The organism is Enterobacter sp. 296B2 (assembly GCF_034106185.1).
In the GTDB taxonomy this organism is placed as follows: domain Bacteria; phylum Pseudomonadota; class Gammaproteobacteria; order Enterobacterales; family Enterobacteriaceae; genus Enterobacter; species Enterobacter cloacae_N.
In genome coordinates this window covers 1-17530 of record NZ_JAWNCA010000032.1, presented here as the reverse complement: position 1 = coordinate 17530, position 17530 = coordinate 1, and the positions used below count along the sequence as shown (strand labels likewise).

The following is a 17530-nucleotide window of genomic DNA, read 5'->3' as shown; positions in this document are numbered from 1 at the left end:
ACGCATAGTCAAATCTCGTGATTCCCGCTACAGTTACTTCTCCACGGCGAGCAGGAGATAAACATGCTTTATATCTTTGACTTAGGAAACGTAATCGTCGATATCGATTTTAACCGGGTGCTGGGTGCCTGGAGCGACTTTAGCCGTGTTCCGCTGGCGACGTTAAAGCAGAATTTTGCGATGGGTGAGACCTTCCATCAGCATGAGCGCGGCGAGATCGGCGATGAAGCGTTTGCTGAACGCTTCTGCCAGGAGATGGGGCTTTCGTTAAGCTATGAACAGTTTTCCCATGGCTGGCAGGCGGTATTTGTCGCCATCCGGCCTGAGGTGATCGACATTATGCACAAACTGCGCGAGCAGGGGCATCGGGTGGTGGTGTTGTCGAACACCAACCGCCTGCACACCACCTTCTGGCCGGAGGAATACCCCGAGGTTAAGGCGGCGGCAGATAAAATCTATCTTTCGCAAGAGATGGGTATGCGTAAGCCTGAAGCGCGAATTTATCAGGCTGTTCTGCAGGCAGAAGGATTCACCGCGGCCGATGCGGTCTTTTTCGACGACAACGCCGATAATATAGAGGGAGCTAACCAGTTGGGTATCACGTCAATTCTGGTGACCGGAAAAGAGACGATACCGAACTACTTTGCGAAGCAGTTATGCTAAAAACCGTTCATCAAAAAGCCACGCATCATACTCGCCCACTGAGGGCCTGGCTGAAGCTGCTCTGGCACCGTATTGATGAGGACAACATGACCACGCTGGCGGGTAACCTCGCCTACGTGTCGTTGCTCTCGTTAGTGCCGCTGGTGGCGGTTATCTTTGCGCTCTTTTCCGCCTTCCCGATGTTTGCGGACGTCAGCCTGCAGCTTCGCCATTTCGTCTTCGCGAACTTCATCCCGGCCACCGGGGATGTTATCCAGAACTACATCGAGCAGTTTGTTGCCAACTCCAGCAAGATGACGGCGGTGGGGGCGTGCGGCCTTATCGTTACCGCGCTGCTGCTGATGTACTCCATCGACAGCGCGCTTAACACCATCTGGCGAAGCAAAAAAATCCGTCCTAAGGTCTATTCCTTTGCCGTTTACTGGATGATCTTAACACTGGGGCCATTGCTGGCCGGGGCGAGTCTGGCAATCAGCTCATATCTTCTCTCCTTGCGCTGGGCGAGTGATTTAAACAGCGTAATTGATAATGTGCTGCGTATTTTTCCGCTGATCCTGTCATGGCTCTCGTTCTGGCTGCTCTATAGCGTTGTACCGACCACGCGCGTGCCTAACCGAGATGCGGTAGTTGGGGCGCTGGTGGCGGCAGTGCTTTTTGAACTGGGTAAAAAAGGGTTTGCCCTTTACATCACCATGTTCCCCTCTTATCAGCTGATTTACGGCGTGCTGGCGGTGATCCCCATTTTGTTTGTCTGGGTTTACTGGACCTGGTGTATCGTCTTGCTTGGCGCCGAAATAACTGTCACTCTCGGCGTATACCGCGAACTTAAAAAAGCAGCAGAAGCTGAAAAACAATTAGAAGCAGACCAACCATGATTGCATTGATACAGCGCGTAACCCGTGCCAGCGTCACCGTGGAGGGAGAGGTGACGGGTGAAATTGGCCCAGGACTTTTGGTGTTGTTAGGTGTCGAAAAGGATGATGACGAACAAAAAGCTAACCGCTTATGCGAGCGCGTGCTGGGCTACCGCATATTCAGCGATGCGGAAGGCAAGATGAACCTGAACGTCCAGCAGGCGGGCGGGAGCGTGCTGGTGGTTTCCCAGTTTACGCTGGCAGCGGATACCGAGCGCGGCATGCGCCCGAGTTTCTCTAAAGGCGCCGCGCCCGATCGTGCTGAAGCACTTTACGAGTACTTTGTTGAGCGTTGTCGCCAACAGGAAATGAATACGCAAACCGGACGATTCGCTGCAGATATGCAGGTCTCGCTGGTGAACGATGGCCCCGTCACATTCTGGCTCCAGGTATGAGCCAACTGGCGGCGTGGCCGCGGGTAACAAGAGAGAGTACAGCTATGTATCACCTTCGAGTACCGCAAACGGAAGAAGAGTTAGACGCTTATTACCAGTTCCGCTGGGAAATGCTGCGCAAGCCACTGCATCAGCCAAAAGGCTCTGAACGCGATGCCTGGGACGCGATGGCCCACCATCAGATGGTGATGGACGAAGAGGGCAACCTTGTTGCCGTCGGGCGTTTGTATATCAACGCCGATAACGAAGCCTCTATTCGCTTTATGGCGGTTCATCCCTCCGTGCAGGACAAAGGTCTGGGGACGTTAATGGCGATGACGCTGGAGTCCGTCGCCCGTCAGGAAGGCGTTAAACGCGTCACCTGTAGCGCCCGCGAAGATGCTGTAGAGTTCTTTGCCAAACTTGGTTTTGTTAACCAGGGTGAAATTACTGCTCCGCAAACCACGCCGATTCGTCACTTTTTGATGATCAAACCCATCGCCACGCTGGACGACATTCTCCATCGCGCGGACTGGTGCGGGCAGCTGCAGCAGGCCTGGTATGAACACATCCCTCTGAGTGAAAAAATGGGCGTGCGCATCCAGCAGTACACCGGGCAAAAATTCATTACCACCATGCCGGAAACCGGCAATCAGAACCCTCACCACACCCTGTTTGCCGGCAGTCTGTTTTCCCTGGCGACGCTCACCGGTTGGGGGCTGATCTGGCTAATGCTGCGCGAGCGGCATCTCGGCGGCACCATTATTCTGGCCGATGCCCACATTCGCTATAGCGCACCGATAAGCGGCAAGCCGAGCGCGGTGGCGGACCTTGGCGCGCTGGGTGGTGATCTTGACCGTCTGGCGCGTGGCCGAAAAGCACGCGTGCAGATGCAGGTTGAGCTGTTCGGCGATGAAACGCCGGGCGCGGTGTTTGAAGGCACCTATATCGTTCTCCCTGCGAAGCCGTACGGTGCGTATGAAGAGGGTGGAAACGAGGAGGAGTGATCTCCTGTTCACACTCCCCGGGCGTGCTGAATCCGCCCGGCGATATCCCGCATAACGTCTCGCGCAGACTGGCTAATGCCGCCAAGCTGAAAGAAGCCATGGATGACGCCCAGCCAGCGCTGAGCGGTACACGCCACCCCTTGCTCCGTGAGGCGTTGAAACAGCGCCTCCCCCTCATCGCATAACGGATCGTACTCAGCGGTAACGATATGGACAGCTGGCAGGCCGCTGAAGTCTTCCCGCCACAGCGGGCTAACCTCAGGATGCTTACGGTCGGATCCAGCCAGATATATTTCATAGCCGCTCAGCAGGGTATCGCGAGTGATCACGTAATCCATGCCGTTGAGGGTATAGCTTTCAAAACTGGCCGTGGCGTCGAGCATGGGGTAGATAAGAATAAGCTGTACAGGCTGCCACAGCCCTTTAGCCTTAAGCCGCAGCGCCGTTACCAGCGCCAGATGCCCTCCTGCGCTGTCTCCACAGAGGGTGAGCCGGTTCTTATCTACGCCTAATTCGTCTGCATACTGCCAGACCAGATCCGCACCTCTTTCCGCATCGTCATGTGCGGTGGGGAAGGTATGCTCCGGCGCCAGCCTGTACTGAATCGCAACCACCCGGCAATTGCCGTAGCAGGCTAACTGACGGAGTTGGTTGTCATGGGTATCAAAGCCGCCGCTGATAAAGCATCCACCGTGATAGTAGATGGCAGCAGGCAATATTTCAGGCGCATTAAGAGGTGAAAATACCCGAATGGTAAGACCTTCAAGAACAAGCGTTTCCACCTGAACGCGCGTTTCGGTCTCCCCGGCAAGCCCCGTGCTGGCAATATAGCCTGCTCGTCGCACCTCAATGCTCTGGCGACGCGACGAGGGCCGACCTGCAGCGATAAATCCCTGAACCAGCTGTGCAATACCCTGTTCCAGTGCCATGAAAATTCCCTTTTACTGTATGGATGAACAGTTTTATAGCCTGGTTTGATTCAAAAGAAAACAAGAATAGTGTTGAGGGCAACAACCTGGAAAGCGGCTCGCAAAGGCGAGAGCTTTTTTATTATCTGCCTTCGTCACAGACATAAAGTGCGGATGTTGCCTGAGATTTGTCGTGGAAGCGATGCTAAAGCGATAACGCGTCTTTAGACGGATCCAGGACTACGGGCTGAAGAGCATCTGGCATATAAGATGGCTGGTATTGCTGTCGAGTTGTAGGCCGGGCAAGCGCGCGCCGCCCGGCACTGTCACAGGAGATTACTCCCCTTCACCCGGGAACAGGAACGGGTTAATCGAGCTGCGGGCAAAGCCCTCCTGCTCCATTTTCGCGTCCAGAATCAGCGAGGCGAGATCGTCGGCCACCGCTTCGACTTTCGGGTCTTTTTCCTGATACAGAATCTTCAGGTAGGTCCCGCAGTCGCCGCAGCTTTCCGCTTTCACCGCCGCTTCTTCATTTTCCAGCGACCAGTAGTTCAGGTCGCGGGTCTGCTCGCAGTTGCTGCACTTGATGCGCACCACGTGCCACTCGGTTTCACACAGGTTGCAGTGCAGGTAGCGCAGCCCCTGCGTGGTGCCGATTTGTACCATGCTGGAGACGGGCATGGAGCCGCAGACCGGGCAGAACTGGCGCGCCTCGCCGTATTCGGCGCGGGCTTTGCCCGGGATCAGGCTCGCCATTTGCGCCCAGTAGAGCGACAGCGCAGCCCAGATAAATGGTGCTTTATCGCTGCTGACCAGCGAGAAGTCGGAGGCAAACAGCGCGCTCGCCATCTCTTCCAGTTCCAGGTCAGAGGCTTTTTCCAGATTCTCAATGACCGCCAGCGCCGTGCCGCTCATCTCCGGCTTCAGCTCGGCAATCAGCGAATGCAGCAGTTTATGCCAGTGCTTGTCGCGCGGCAGGACGTGAATGTCCAGCGGCGGCTTGCCCTGCGCGTTGGCCTCTTTGATGCGCGCGGTCAGATCCATTTGCAGCGGGTGGTCGTATAGCACCACTTCCTGCGCGTGGGCGACCAGCGCGGCAAAACGCAGAAAATCGCCCAGCGGGTTGTTCTCTGCCAGCTCGCGCAGACGCTCTGCGCGGCGGTTGTAGAGGTTCTTGAGTCTGGGGAATAACAACGGCGGAATATACTCCGCCGTGCGTTTCTCGCTCGACCCCAGCTCATCTTGCGGGATTATGCGAATACTCATTCAGATGACTTTTCCTGTTTCTGGCGGACCTCTCGGTACCAGCGCGGGTGATGTTTCTTCGCCCACGTGCTGGTTACCCATCCTTCCACCATCGCGGTAATGGTGCCTTTCACCCAGAGGGCGGCGTAAATATGCACCATGATAACCACAATTAACGCCACTGCGGCAAATGAATGCAGCATCAGCGCGAATCGGATCACCGGGATTGAGAAAGCAGGCGCAAAGTACGGACGCCAGATGATCACGCCGCTCACCAGCAACAGGACCAGGAAGATAATCGCCGCCCAGAATACGCATTTCTGGCCGAAGTTATAACGCCCGGTATCACCCACTTCCTCGTTGACGACGATCTTACGAATATTCTTCGCCCAAAAGATATCATCCCGATTGATTAGGTTATGGTGCCAGTAGCGGAAAAACATGATGATAAACGAGGCAAACATCACCACACCCACGAACGGGTGAAGGATGCGCGCCAGCTGCGGCGTGCCCAGTACCTGCATCAGCCAGTTGAAGGACGGGAAGAAGAACCCCAGCCCGCTTATCGCCGCCAGCATGAAGCAGAAGGCGGTGACCCAGTGGTTGATGCGTTCCGGTGCGGTGTAGCGCACGATGGTGTCACGTTTTCTCATTTGCGCACCTCGTCTTTCTCTTCATGCAGGTTGTCGTCTTCCTCTTCCGCGCGGTTCGGACCAACGCCGACGTAGTGGAAGATGCTCGCTGCGAAGGTGGCAGCAAAACCGACCGCTGCCAGCGGTTTCCAGATGCCTTTCCAGAACTTCACGGTGGCGCTGATTTCCGGGTTCTCCGGCAGGCCGTGATACAGGTTCGGCTTGTCGGCGTGGTGCAGCACGTACATGACGTGCGTACCGCCAACCCCGGCCGGATCGTACAGGCCCGCGTTATCGTAACCACGTGTTTTCAACTCGCCCACGCGCTCTGCCGCCAGCGTTTTCATATCCTCTTTGGAGCCAAAGTGGATAGCGCCGGTTGGGCAGGTCTTCACGCATGCAGGCTCCTGGCCCACGTTAACGCGGTCAACGCACAGCGTGCATTTATAGACGCGGTTGTCTTCCGGGTTCATGCGCGGCACGTCGAACGGGCAGCCGGCGATGCAGTAGCCGCAGCCGATGCACTGTTCGGACTGGAAGTCGACGATGCCGTTGGCATACTGAATGATAGCCCCTTCTGACGGACATGCCTTCAGGCAGCCCGGATCCGCACAGTGCATACAGCCGTCTTTGCGGATAAGCCATTCCAGCTTGTCGTTCTGCTCCACTTCAGAGAAACGCATCACCGTCCAGGACTTGGCGGTCAGGTCTGCCGGGTTGTCGTACACCCCGACGTTGTGACCCACTTCGTCACGGATGTCGTTCCACTCTGAACAGGCCACCTGACAGGCTTTACAGCCGATACAGGTGGTCACGTCGATAAGTTTCGCCACTTCCTGCTGGTGGTCCCGCGCCTGAGGCGCGGGCGTGAAACCGTTAGTCGCGGAACGACGGATAATGTCTTGAGATTGATAAGCCATAAGTCGTCTCCGTTACACCTTTTCCACGTTCACGAGGAAGGCCTTAAACTCCGGCGTCTGCGTGTTCGCATCGCCGACAAACGGCGTCAGGGTGTTCGCAATGAACCCTTTCTTCGCCACGCCCTCATAGCCCCAGTGAATTGGGATGCCGATGGTATCCACCTGCTGACCGTGAACGTTCAGCGTGCGAATACGCTTGGTCACCACCGCCTTGGCTTTGATATAGCCGCGGTTAGAGGAGACCTTCACGGTATCGCCATGGGCGATGCCGAGCTTGTTCGCCAGCTTCTCGCCGATCTCCACAAACTGTTCCGGCTGCGCGATGGCGTTGAGCAGCGCGTGCTTGGTCCAGTAGTGGAAGTGCTCGGTCAGACGGTAGGTAGTGCCCACGTACGGGAACTTGTCCTTTTTACCCAGCGCTTCAAAATCGCTCTTGAAGATACGGGCTGCCGGGTTAGAAACCACGTTCGGGTGCAGCGGGTTGGTGCCCAGCGGCGTCTCAAACGGCTCGTAGTGTTCCGGGAACGGACCTTCCGCCATCTTATCGATAGCAAACAGGCGTCCCATCCCTTCAGGCTGCATGATAAACGGCCCAACGTCACTGCCCGGTGCGGCGGTGCTGTAGTCCGGAATATCCACGCCGCCCCATTTCGCGCCGTCCCACTTCAGAAGCTGACGCTTCGGATCCCACGGGTTGCCCTGCGGGTCAGCGGATGCGCGGTTATAGAGGATACGGCGGTTGAGCGGCCACGCCCATGCCCAGCCTAGCGTATTGCCGAGGCCCGACGGGTCGGCGTTATCGCGGTTGGCCATCTGGTTGCCCTTCGGCGTCCAGCTACCGGCGAAGATCCAGCAGCCGCTTGACGTGGTGCCGTCATCGCGCAGGTGCGCGAAGGTGCTGAGCTGATCGCCTTTCTTCGCCAGCACGGTACCGGTGGCCGGGTCGATAACGTCCGCCAGCGCCTTACCGTTGCTCTCCATCGCCACTTCTTCCGGCGCAGGGTTTTCCGGCGTCGAGTAGTTCCAGGTCATGTTGAGCACTGGTTCCGGGTTCGCGCCGCCTTCTTCCGCATACATCTTACGCAGGCGTAAGAAGATACCGGCCAGGATCTCGCCGTCGTTCATGGCGATGCCCGGGGCGTCCGCGCCTTTCCAGTGCCACTGCAGCCAGCGGCCTGAGTTGACGATAGAACCGTTCTCTTCCGCGAAGCAGGTTGATGGCAGACGGAACACTTCAGTCTGAATCTTCGACGGATCGACGTCGTTCGATTCACCGTGGTTCTGCCAGAAGGTTGAGGTCTCGGTATTGAGCGGGTCAATCGTTACCAGGAACTTCAGCTTCGACAGAGACTCAACAACCTTGTTCTTGTTCGGGAACGAGGCAACCGGGTTAAAGCCCTGGCACAGATAGCCGTTCACTTTGCCCTGGTGCATCATCTCGAAATACTGCAGAACGTCGTAGCCTTTGTCCCACTTCGGCAGCCAGTCAAAGCCCCAGCTGTTTTCCGCCGTCGCTTTGTCGCCGAAGAAGGCTTTCATCATCGAGACGAAGAACTTCGGATAGTTGCCCCAGTAGTTCACCTGGCCTTCGAGCAGCGGTTTTGGCGTGCTGGCCGTCAGGTAGGTCTGCAGGTCGGTCTGTTTCTCGCTTGGCAGGTTCATGTAACCCGGCAGGCTTTGAGACAGCAGGCCGAGGTCAGTCAGACCCTGAATGTTGGAGTGGCCGCGCAGGGCGTTCACGCCGCCGCCTGCCATCCCCATGTTGCCGAGCAGCAACTGCACCATCGCCATGGTACGGATGTTCTGCGCGCCGATGGAGTGCTGCGTCCAGCCGAGTGCATACAGGAACGACGCGGTTTTGTCCTTCGCGCTGGTTTCAGCGATAAGCTCACACACCTTCAGGAAGTCCGCCTTCGGCGTACCGCAAATGTTCTCAACAACTTCCGGCGTATAGCGGGAAACGTGCTCTTTCAGCAGGTTCCACACGCAGCGCGGGTGTTGCAGGGTGGTGTCGCGCTTCGCAAAGCCTTTCTCATCCAGTTCGTAGTTCCAGCTGGTTTTGTCGTATTTGCGTTTTTCGGCGTCGTAACCGCTGAACAGGCCATCTTCGAAGTGGTAATCCTCACGCACGATCAGGCTGGCGTTGGTATAGGCTTCGGTGTATTCGCGGTTATATTTTTCGTTGGTCATCAGGTACAGCAATACGCCTGACAGGAAAGTGATGTCAGTACCTGAACGAATAGGGGTGTAGAAATCCGCCACTGACGCAGTACGCGTAAAGCGGGGATCGATCACAATCAGTTTCGCACCGTTGTGGATTTTGGCTTCCATCGCCCAGCGGAACCCGACAGGGTGCGCTTCAGCGGCGTTACCGCCCATCACCACAATGAGGTTGGCGTTCTTGATGTCGACCCAGTGGTTGGTCATCGCACCGCGACCAAATGTTGGAGCAAGACTTGCTACCGTTGGTCCGTGTCAGACACGCGCCTGGTTGTCGACCGCGAGCATACCGAGTGCGCGCGTAAATTTCTGGGTTAAATAACCGGTTTCGTTACTGGAGGCAGAAGCACACAGCATCCCGGTGGAGAGCCAGCGGTTAACCGTGACGCCGTCGGCGTTCTTCTCAATAAAGTTGGCATCGCGGTCTTCTTTGATATGTTTTGCGATGCGGTCGAACGCCTCTTCCCAGCTGATTTGCTGCCATTTGTCGGAACCAGGCGCGCGGTATTCCGGGAATTTCAGGCGGCTTTCGGAGTGGATAAAGTCCACCAGACCGGCCCCTTTCGGGCACAATGCACCGCGGTTGACCGGATGATCCGGGTCGCCTTCGATATGGAAAATAGACGCTTTGGCGTTTTTAGCACCGTCGCCGAGGCTATACATCAACAGCCCACAGCCGACGGAGCAGTACGTACAGGTGTTACGGGTTTCGCGGGTGCGCAGCAGTTTGTACTGCCGCGTTTCCGCCAGCGCTACGCCAGGCGCAAAGCCCAGTGCCGCTGCCGTGGTGCCTGCCATACCGCCAGCGCAGATCTTAAAGAACTGCCTTCTGCTGACCTGCATGGGTCACTCCTTGTTCGACATTGCTTATATATGTAGTTTTAACTTCGCGGTTGAGAATTGACCGCAAAGGAGAAAAATTTGCGTTAATCCCTCATTTCTCCGAGGGATATCATCAGAATACCACAATGTCGGTATACCTGTTCTAACGGCGTTAATACAAAGTGAACGTATTATCACTGTGTTGATTATAAAGTGTGATACTGATCACACTACAAGCTCTGCATGTTAAAGGGGTGTAGCAGGGGCCGGGTTGCACCCCTTCTTAATGAGTAGGAGAATGAGTGTCGAAAAGTTGATCCATACTATGCGTAAGGCCTGTGGTTTATGCTGCAATAGCAGGCTTTCTTCCGTGGTTGTTCAGGAATACCGCTGTGTCTAAACAAAACCGTGCTACCCGTTCATCGCCATTGCCTGCGGGCATTGTGGAACTGTCGGTACGCAGACCGCCCCACATTACCCATGCCACGCCGGATTTTCTGGCAGAAGAAGTGCCCGTTGCCCTCGTTTACAACGGTATTTCGCATGTGGTGATGATGGCTTCACCGAAAGATCTCGAACTGTTCGCCATCGGTTTTTCCCTCTCGGAAGGCATCATTGCGCACCCGCAGGAGATCTACGGCATGGACGTGGTGCAGGCCTGCAACGGTCTTGAAGTGCAAATCGAACTTTCCAGCCGCCGCTTTATGGGGCTGAAAGAGCGCCGCCGCGCGCTGGCCGGGCGTACCGGCTGCGGCGTGTGTGGCGTTGAGCAGCTCAATGATATTGGCAAGCCCGTTGTGCCACTGCCGTTTACCCAGAGCTTTAATCTGGCGCATCTCGACCGTGCGCTTGAGCACCTCAACGATGTACAGCCCATCGGCCAGCTGAGCGGCTGTACGCACGCGGCGGCGTGGGTGCTGCCGTCGGGGGATATTGCCGGAGGGCATGAAGACGTGGGTCGACACGTCGCGCTGGACAAACTATTAGGCCATCGTGCGCGGGAAAGCGATGTCTGGCAGCAGGGGGCCGCGCTCGTATCGAGCCGCGCCAGCTATGAGATGGTGCAGAAGTCCGCCATGTGCGGCGTGGAGATCCTGTTTGCGGTGTCGGCGGCAACCACGCTGGCGGTGGATGTCGCGGAGCGCTGCAACCTGACGCTGGTAGGCTTCTGCAAGCCGGGAAGGGCGACGATTTATACCCATCCGCAGCGGTTAATAGTTAATCAGTAATTTTGAATGATAATAGCAAATCCTTCCGCTTTTAGTTGTTCGTGATGAGGTCTAGTATTTATCTCATCAAGGCACGGTGCCTTACCTAAACAACTTAATGAAAGGGTTTATATTATGAAAAGCATCAAAACTTTTGTCGCTGTAATCGCTCTGGCTACTTCTTTCGGTTCTTTCGCTGCACAGACCGTGACCGCAACCGCGTCAACCATTGACGGCGCAGAAGCGAAAATCGCGGCTCAGGCTCAGGAAGCCGGCGCGTCATCCTACAAAATTACCCAGGCGTTCTCAGGTAACCGCGTACACATGACTGCTGAACTGACTAAATAAGCTGTCACACCGTCGAAAGAGCGCCCCCGGGGCGCTTTTTTAGTTTATGCCCGCCACGCGCAGCAGCGCGGTCACCACTGCCGCCGCTACGATCACCACAATTAACGGCATTTTGCGCCAGGCGAGAAACACCGCAAACGCCACGCCCAGCACGCGCGCCATCCCGGCGAAATGTTCTCCTTCGTAAAACGTGGTCGCCAGCGCGACGGAAAACAGCAATACCGTTGCCGCGTCCGAAAGCAGCGCCTGAGACCGTTCAGAGAGCGCCAGCCGGTTGCCCAGCTTTGCCCCGCCAAGCCGCATTAAATACGTGCCCGCAGACAAAATGGCGATGCCAAGAATAAAAAACGTCATGTTTCCCATTATTTTTTCCTCGCAGCGAGACCGAGTAACGAGAGCAGAACCGGTAAGCCCACCGGGGCAAACGGCACGGCAGCCAGTGATAATGCGGCACCGCTGCAGGCGCGGATCAGCGTGGTACGGTTTTTAAACGCAGGTACCACTAACGCCAGTAAAATCGCCGGAAATACTGCATCCAGCCCGATAGTTTCCGGGGCCGGCAGCAGTTTGCCGACCATGGCACCCAGCAGGGCGCCCACCGGCCAGATAATCGCCACGCCTAAGCCGCATAGCCAGTAGGCTGCCTTACGCTGCTCGGGCGTTTTTTGCGACAGGCCAAAAACCACGCTTTCATCGTTCATGATGTGACAGCCGAGATAGCTCAAACCCCGTTTACCCACCAGTTCACGCACCGTCACGCCAAACGGCACGTGGCGCGCGTTAACCAGCAAACCGGCGGCCGCTGCCGCCAGCGGATTGCCGCCGCTTGCCACAATGCCGATAAACATAAACTCCGATGCGCCCGCCAGCACGGTGAGGGAGAGGACAAACGGCACCCAGAGTGGGAAACCGTAGGCCATCGCCAGCGAGCCGTAGGACATCCCAACGACCCCAACCGCGAGGCAAACCAGGATGATTGCTTTTATCGTGTCGCCTTTCAGGCAAGAGAGAGGATTCTTCATACCATTTTAGCCATATCGAACGTATTTCCATTATAATGAACGCATCAAAACCGTTTTACAAGACGAACGATTCGTTCGTTATAGATAAGCAGAGGCCGTTTTTATGACGCAGCCAATCAGCGTGATTGCCAAAAGCCTGGTGCGAGAACGCCTGCGAACCGGGCTTTCGCTGGCGGAAATTGCCCGCCGTGCCGGGATCGCTAAATCCACGCTTTCCCAGCTGGAATCCGGCAACGGTAACCCGAGTCTGGAAACGTTGTGGTCACTGTGCGTGGCGCTGGATATTCCTTTTGCCCGCTTGCTGGAGCCGCAGCAGCCGACCACGCAGGTGATCCGCCGTGGTGAAGGCACGAAAGTGGTGGCCGGGCAGGCAAATTATGAAGCCATTTTGCTCGCCGCATGTCCACCTGGCGCGCGTCGGGATGTCTATCTTCTGATGACCCAGCCGGGTGCCGATCGTATTTCTCAGCCGCATCCGCCTGGCTCAGTAGAGCATATTATTGTGATGCAGGGGCGGGCCCTGGTCGGCCTGATCGACGCGGCGGAAGAACTCGCCGCCGGGGATTACATTTGTTACCCCGCTGACCAGCCGCATATCTTTAAGGCGCTGGAGCCGGATACGCACGCGCTGCTGGTGGCGGAACAGAACTAACAGAGATACGGAAACTCATGTCGCTTAAAGCCATTGCCAAAGAACTGGGGCTGTCTGTCACTACCGTCAGCCGCGCCCTCAACGGATATGACGACGTCTCCGCCGAGACGCGCGCCCGCGTGGAAGCGGAGGCCCAGCGCCGTGGCTACCGGCCCAATACCTTCGCCCGCCGCCTGAAGATGGGCAAAATTGACGCCGTCGGGCTGGTGTTTCCGGTCCATCCCGTTCCGCTCAATAACAGCGTATTTATGGACATGGTCGGCGAAATTAGCCACGAACTGGCGCGGCATGAGATCGACCTATTGCTCATCGCCGACGACGATCTGGCGGATAAGCACAGCTACATGCGCATGGTACAAAGCCGCCGCGTCGACGCGCTGATCGTGGCGCATACGCTGGATCACGATCCGCGTCTTGAGCAGCTTCAGGCCGCCGGTTTTCCTTTCCTGGCGCTTGGGCGCAGCCACCTCCCGCAGCCGTACGCGTGGTTTGATTTTGACAATCACGCCGGTACGTACAGGGCCACCCGCTGGCTGATCGAAAAAGGACATCAGCGTATTGCCTTGCTGGGGGAGAGTAATAATCAGGCGTTCATTACCCAACGCCGTCAGGGCTATCTGGATGCACTGCGTGAGGCTGGGCTTTCCAGCGAGTGGCTGCGCGCCATGCCGCCTTCGCGCCGCGTCGGGTATGCCACCACAAAAGAGCTTCTCGCCCTGCCGCAGCCGCCCACGGCCATCATTACCGACTGCAACACCCACGGCGACGGCGCAGCAATGGCGCTGGCGGAGCTGGGGCGTTTATCCGGCGACAACGCAGTCTCGCTGGTGGTCTATGACGGTCTGCCGCAGGATAGCATCGTCGATATTGACGTGGCGGCGGTGATCCAGTCCACCCGCCAGGGCGTTGGCAAACAGATAGCCGATATGACGCGTCAGCTAATTAACGGCGACGACATTGCCCAGCTGCAGGTGCTCTGGCAGCCGGAATTCTCCCCGGGCCAGACGGCCTAAACCGCGCGAAATTCCAAACCCGATCACAGATCCGAAACGTTTTGGTTTGTATCCGAAACGTTTCGGATCAACACTCAAGACATCCCGATGACAGGAGATGTCTTATGCAAGATGCCATATTTCGACTTGAAAGCAGCACGGTAGACGTGGTGATAAAAACGCGCCCGTTTGCCGAAATGCTTTACTGGGGGCCACACCTTCACCACTTTTCACCGCAGGATGCTGCGACGCTCGTACGCCCCGTTGCCAACGGCAGGCTGGACGTGGACTCCCCGGTTACGCTGATGGCCGAGCTGGGGCACGGTCTGTTTGGCTCACCCGGCATTGAGGGGCACCGGCAGGGGCTGGACGGTTCCCCGGTATTCAGCACCACCGACGTACAGCAGCAGGCGCAAACCCTGACGGTAACGGCGGAAGATGAACATGCGGGCCTGCGCCTGACCAGCGAACTGGCGCTGGATGCCAGCGGCGTGCTGGTAGTGCGCCACGGCTTAACCAACCTGAAATCGCAGGCGTGGCAGGTGGAGCGCTTCGCCGTTACGCTACCGGTGGCCGAGCGCGCCCGGGAGGTGATGGCCTTCCACGGACGCTGGATCAGAGAATTTCAGCCGCACCGCGTAAAGCTCGATCACGACAGCTTTGTGATTGAAAACCGCCGGGGTAAAACCTCCCACGAACACTTCCCGGCGCTGATTGCCGGTACGCCGTCGTTCAGCGAAATGCAGGGTGACGTCTGGGGCGCGCATCTGGGCTGGAGCGGCAACCACCGCCTGCGCGCGGAAGCGAAAACCGACGGTCGCCGCTATCTGCAGGCCGAAGCGCTCTACCTGCCGGGTGAAATGGCGATTGATGAAGGCGAAACGCTCTGGACGCCGCGTCTGTATGCCAGCTACTCCCCGCGTGGCCTGAACGGTATGAGCCAGCAGTTCCACCGCTACCTGCGTGACAACATTATCCGTTTCCCGGAAAACAAACCGCGCCCGGTGCATCTCAATACCTGGGAGGGGATCTACTTCAACCACGACCCGGACTACATCATGCGCATGGCGGACGAGGCCGCCGCGCTGGGCGTGGAGCGCTTTATCATCGATGACGGCTGGTTCAAGGGCCGCAACGACGACCACGCGGCGCTGGGTGACTGGTATCTGGATGAGAAGAAATACCCGAACGGCCTGACGCCGGTGATCGACCACGTCAAACGGCTCGGCATGGAGTTTGGCATCTGGGTTGAGCCGGAGATGATCAACCCGGATTCCGATCTGTACCGCGCGCACCCTGACTGGGTACTGGCGCTGCCGGGCTATCCCCAGGTGACCGGACGACACCAGCTGGTGCTCAATCTCAACATCCCGGAGGCCTTTGATTACCTGGTGGAACGCATGAGCTGGCTGCTGGGCGAACATGCGGTCGACTACGTTAAGTGGGACATGAACCGCGAGCTGGTGCAGCCGGGCCACAGTGGCAAAGCTGCCGCCGATGCCCAGACCCGCCAGTTTTACCGCCTGCTGGACGTGCTGGGCGAGCGCTTCCCGCACATCGAGTTTGAATCCTGCTCCTCCGGCGGCGGGCGTATTGATTACGAGGTACTGACCCGCTGCCACCGTTTCTGGGCGTCTGATAACAACGACGCGCTGGAGCGTAACACCATCCAGCGCGGCATGAGCTACTTCTTTCCGCCGGAAGTGATGGGCGCGCATATCGGTCATCATAAATGCCACGCCACCTTTCGCCAGCACAGCATCGCTTTCCGCGGGCTGACGGCGCTGTTTGGCCATATGGGACTGGAGCTGGATCCGCTCACCGTGGACGCGCAGGAGCGCGAAGGCTATCGCCGTTACGCCGCACTACACAAGCAGTGGCGAGCGGTTATCCACACCGGTACGCAGTGGCGCATCGATATGCCGGACGCCACCACGCTGGCGCAGGGTATAGTGAGCGAAGACAAGACCCAAGGGCTGTTTATGGTCAGCCAGCTGGCGATGCCGGATTACACCCTGATGATGCCGCTGCGCATGCCGGGGCTGGACGCCCGAGCGCGGTACCGCATCACGCTGCTCGATCACCCGAATATTCAGATTACGGGTAAGGGTGGGCACACCATGCGCAGGCTGCCGGCGTGGATGGCCGCACCGCAAACGGTGAGCGGTGAATGGCTGATGCAGGCGGGCATTGCGCTGCCGATTCTGGATCCGGAAACCGCCATTCTGATTGGCGTGGAACGCGTGTAAGGGTGACGGGCCGGGCAACCGGCCCTCCGTTGAGGATAAAAATAATGAACGCAACAACCTGTACCCACAAAGACAACCCTAACTTCTGGATCTTCGGGCTGTTCTTCTTTCTCTACTTCTTCATCATGGCCACCTGCTTTCCGTTCCTGCCGATTTGGCTGTCGGACATCATCGGCCTGAACAAAACCCATACCGGGATTGTTTTCTCCTGTATCTCGCTGTCCGCCATCGCGTTCCAGCCAGTGCTGGGGGTGATTTCAGACAAGCTGGGGCTGAAAAAACACCTGCTGTGGATCATCTCGGTGCTGCTGTTTCTGTTCGCACCGTTCTTCCTGTACGTCTTCGCGCCGCTGCTGAAAGCCAATATCTGGCTGGGCGCGCTGAGCGGCGGGCTGTATATCGGCTTTGTTTTCTCGGCAGGATCGGGGGCGATTGAGGCCTACATCGAACGCGTGAGCCGCAACAGCTTCTTTGAATACGGCAAGGCGCGCATGTTTGGCTGTCTCGGCTGGGGGCTGTGCGCCTCAACGGGCGGCATCCTGTTCGGCATTGACCCGTCGTACGTCTTCTGGATGGGATCGGCGGCGGCGCTGCTACTGATGCTGCTGCTGGTGGTCGCGAAGCCAAAGCCCAACCAGACGGCGCAGGTAATGAATGCGCTGGGCGCCAACCAGCCGCAGATCACCGCCAGAACCGTCTTTAACCTGTTCCGCCAGCGCAGAATGTGGATGTTCATTCTGTACGTGATCGGCGTGGCCTGCGTGTATGACGTCTTCGACCAGCAGTTTGCCACCTTCTTCAAAACCTTCTTCGCCACGCCGCAGGAGGGGACCCGCGCCTTTGGTTTTGCTACCACTGCCGGAGAAATCTGTAACGCTATCATCATGTTCTGCTCGCCGTGGATCATTAACCGCATCGGCGCGAAAAATACGCTGCTGATCGCCGGGGTGATTATGGCGACGCGCATTATCGGCTCGTCGTTCGCCACCACCGCCGTGGAGGTGATTGCCCTGAAGATGCTGCACGCGCTGGAGGTGCCGTTCCTGCTGGTGGGCGCGTTCAAGTACATCACCGGGGTGTTTGATACTCGCCTGTCGGCCACTATCTACCTGATTGGCTTCCAGTTTGCCAAACAGTCGGCGGCAATTTTCCTCTCCGCCTTTGCCGGGAATATGTATGACCGGATCGGCTTCCAGGAGACGTATCTGATGCTGGGCTGCTTCGTGCTGGCGATTACGGTGGTGTCGGCGTTTACGCTGAGCAGCAAACGGGAGATTGCGGCGCGTAGCCATACGATTGAAGCTAGCTAGGTAAAGCGCTGCCCCTGACGCGGCAGCGCGGGTTCAATTGGAGG

The 17530-nt window shown here is 57.5% G+C and carries 17 protein-coding genes; 10 read left to right on the top strand and 7 right to left on the bottom strand.

Annotated elements, in window-relative coordinates; translation table 11 throughout:
* Positions 1-63: 63 nt before the first annotated feature.
* The 4 genes from yihX to fabY are packed head-to-tail and all read left to right on the top strand — an operon-like array spanning position 64 to position 2958.
* Entirely contained in the window at positions 64-663 is a 600-nt protein-coding gene (gene yihX, locus URZ40_RS19440; RefSeq protein ID WP_116343744.1) for a glucose-1-phosphatase, read from the top strand.
* On the top strand, positions 657-1538 hold the full coding sequence (locus URZ40_RS19435) for a virulence factor BrkB family protein (RefSeq protein ID WP_045260235.1): 882 nt from the start codon (positions 657-659) through the stop codon (positions 1536-1538). Before yihX ends, URZ40_RS19435 begins: the two co-directional genes overlap by 7 nt.
* Positions 1535-1972, top strand: coding sequence for a D-aminoacyl-tRNA deacylase (gene dtd / locus URZ40_RS19430; protein WP_008501836.1), 438 nt, complete (start codon positions 1535-1537; stop codon positions 1970-1972). Before URZ40_RS19435 ends, dtd begins: the two co-directional genes overlap by 4 nt.
* A 44-nt stretch (positions 1973-2016) precedes the next feature.
* The gene (fabY, locus tag URZ40_RS19425; RefSeq protein WP_162875000.1) at positions 2017-2958 is read left to right on the top strand and encodes a fatty acid biosynthesis protein FabY; all 942 of its coding nucleotides are present in this window, start codon (positions 2017-2019) and stop codon (positions 2956-2958) included.
* A gap of 8 nt (positions 2959-2966) precedes the next feature.
* On the opposite strand, the gene URZ40_RS19420 is transcribed toward fabY, so the two are convergent.
* The 5 genes from URZ40_RS19420 to fdnG all read right to left on the bottom strand — a co-directional run bounded on the left by URZ40_RS19420 (position 2967) and on the right by fdnG (position 9726).
* Positions 2967-3887 carry an alpha/beta hydrolase gene (locus tag URZ40_RS19420; protein ID WP_320721002.1) on the bottom strand — a complete coding sequence of 307 codons (921 nt, stop codon included), beginning with the start codon at positions 3885-3887 and terminating at the stop codon, positions 2967-2969.
* A 315-nt stretch (positions 3888-4202) separates the two neighbouring features.
* Positions 4203-5132 (bottom strand): formate dehydrogenase accessory protein FdhE, encoded by a 930-nt coding sequence (gene fdhE, locus URZ40_RS19415; protein ID WP_116343748.1) that lies wholly within the window; start codon positions 5130-5132, stop codon positions 4203-4205.
* The gene (gene fdoI / locus URZ40_RS19410) at positions 5129-5764 is read right to left on the bottom strand and encodes a formate dehydrogenase cytochrome b556 subunit (RefSeq protein ID WP_010436852.1); all 636 of its coding nucleotides are present in this window, start codon (positions 5762-5764) and stop codon (positions 5129-5131) included. The genes fdhE and fdoI overlap by 4 nt, the downstream gene beginning before the upstream one ends.
* The gene (fdxH, locus tag URZ40_RS19405) at positions 5761-6663 is read right to left on the bottom strand and encodes a formate dehydrogenase subunit beta (RefSeq protein ID WP_003861960.1); all 903 of its coding nucleotides are present in this window, start codon (positions 6661-6663) and stop codon (positions 5761-5763) included. The genes fdoI and fdxH overlap by 4 nt, the downstream gene beginning before the upstream one ends.
* 12 nt (positions 6664-6675) lie before the next feature.
* Positions 6676-9726, bottom strand: a complete 3051-nt coding sequence (gene fdnG, locus URZ40_RS19400; protein WP_166712631.1) for a formate dehydrogenase-N subunit alpha — start codon at positions 9724-9726, stop codon at positions 6676-6678.
* Positions 9727-10097: 371 nt separating this feature from the next.
* Here fdnG and fdhD point away from each other — a divergent pair, with 371 nt between their 5' ends.
* Both fdhD and URZ40_RS19390 read left to right on the top strand, forming a co-directional pair.
* A complete protein-coding gene (gene fdhD, locus URZ40_RS19395; protein WP_320721001.1) occupies positions 10098-10934 on the top strand; it encodes a formate dehydrogenase accessory sulfurtransferase FdhD in 837 nt (278 codons plus the stop codon).
* A gap of 114 nt (positions 10935-11048) precedes the next feature.
* A complete protein-coding gene (locus URZ40_RS19390) occupies positions 11049-11261 on the top strand; it encodes a DUF1471 domain-containing protein (RefSeq protein WP_023309747.1) in 213 nt (70 codons plus the stop codon).
* Positions 11262-11300: 39 nt separating this feature from the next.
* On the opposite strand, the gene URZ40_RS19385 is transcribed toward URZ40_RS19390, so the two are convergent.
* Positions 11301-11624, bottom strand: a complete 324-nt coding sequence (locus URZ40_RS19385; RefSeq protein WP_116343751.1) for an AzlD domain-containing protein — start codon at positions 11622-11624, stop codon at positions 11301-11303.
* A complete protein-coding gene (locus URZ40_RS19380; protein ID WP_116343752.1) occupies positions 11624-12283 on the bottom strand; it encodes an AzlC family ABC transporter permease in 660 nt (219 codons plus the stop codon). Before URZ40_RS19380 ends, URZ40_RS19385 begins: the two co-directional genes overlap by 1 nt.
* Positions 12284-12386: 103 nt before the next feature.
* On the opposite strand from URZ40_RS19380, the gene URZ40_RS19375 reads away from it, so the two are divergent.
* The 4 genes from URZ40_RS19375 (at position 12387) to URZ40_RS19360 (ending at position 17486) form a co-directional block, all read left to right on the top strand.
* A complete protein-coding gene (locus tag URZ40_RS19375) occupies positions 12387-12935 on the top strand; it encodes a helix-turn-helix domain-containing protein (RefSeq protein ID WP_116343753.1) in 549 nt (182 codons plus the stop codon).
* A 17-nt stretch (positions 12936-12952) separates the two neighbouring features.
* Positions 12953-13948 carry a LacI family DNA-binding transcriptional regulator gene (locus URZ40_RS19370; protein WP_320721000.1) on the top strand — a complete coding sequence of 332 codons (996 nt, stop codon included), beginning with the start codon at positions 12953-12955 and terminating at the stop codon, positions 13946-13948.
* A gap of 104 nt (positions 13949-14052) precedes the next feature.
* Positions 14053-16176, top strand: coding sequence for an alpha-galactosidase (locus URZ40_RS19365; RefSeq protein ID WP_320720999.1), 2124 nt, complete (start codon positions 14053-14055; stop codon positions 16174-16176).
* A gap of 44 nt (positions 16177-16220) precedes the next feature.
* On the top strand, positions 16221-17486 hold the full coding sequence (locus tag URZ40_RS19360) for an MFS transporter (RefSeq protein WP_316380699.1): 1266 nt from the start codon (positions 16221-16223) through the stop codon (positions 17484-17486).
* Positions 17487-17530: the final 44 nt, after the last annotated feature.

Coding starts and splice junctions, on each gene's coding strand:
- yihX (WP_116343744.1), top strand. CDS start 64: ATGCTTTATATCTTTGACTTAGGAAACGTAATCGTCGATATCGATTTT.
- URZ40_RS19435 (WP_045260235.1), top strand. CDS start 657: ATGCTAAAAACCGTTCATCAAAAAGCCACGCATCATACTCGCCCACTG.
- dtd (WP_008501836.1), top strand. CDS start 1,535: ATGATTGCATTGATACAGCGCGTAACCCGTGCCAGCGTCACCGTGGAG.
- fabY (WP_162875000.1), top strand. CDS start 2,017: ATGTATCACCTTCGAGTACCGCAAACGGAAGAAGAGTTAGACGCTTAT.
- URZ40_RS19420 (WP_320721002.1), bottom strand. CDS start 3,887: ATGGCACTGGAACAGGGTATTGCACAGCTGGTTCAGGGATTTATCGCT.
- fdhE (WP_116343748.1), bottom strand. CDS start 5,132: ATGAGTATTCGCATAATCCCGCAAGATGAGCTGGGGTCGAGCGAGAAA.
- fdoI (WP_010436852.1), bottom strand. CDS start 5,764: ATGAGAAAACGTGACACCATCGTGCGCTACACCGCACCGGAACGCATC.
- fdxH (WP_003861960.1), bottom strand. CDS start 6,663: ATGGCTTATCAATCTCAAGACATTATCCGTCGTTCCGCGACTAACGGT.
- URZ40_RS19390 (WP_023309747.1), top strand. CDS start 11,049: ATGAAAAGCATCAAAACTTTTGTCGCTGTAATCGCTCTGGCTACTTCT.
- URZ40_RS19385 (WP_116343751.1), bottom strand. CDS start 11,624: ATGGGAAACATGACGTTTTTTATTCTTGGCATCGCCATTTTGTCTGCG.
- URZ40_RS19380 (WP_116343752.1), bottom strand. CDS start 12,283: ATGAAGAATCCTCTCTCTTGCCTGAAAGGCGACACGATAAAAGCAATC.
- URZ40_RS19375 (WP_116343753.1), top strand. CDS start 12,387: ATGACGCAGCCAATCAGCGTGATTGCCAAAAGCCTGGTGCGAGAACGC.
- URZ40_RS19370 (WP_320721000.1), top strand. CDS start 12,953: ATGTCGCTTAAAGCCATTGCCAAAGAACTGGGGCTGTCTGTCACTACC.
- URZ40_RS19365 (WP_320720999.1), top strand. CDS start 14,053: ATGCAAGATGCCATATTTCGACTTGAAAGCAGCACGGTAGACGTGGTG.
- URZ40_RS19360 (WP_316380699.1), top strand. CDS start 16,221: ATGAACGCAACAACCTGTACCCACAAAGACAACCCTAACTTCTGGATC.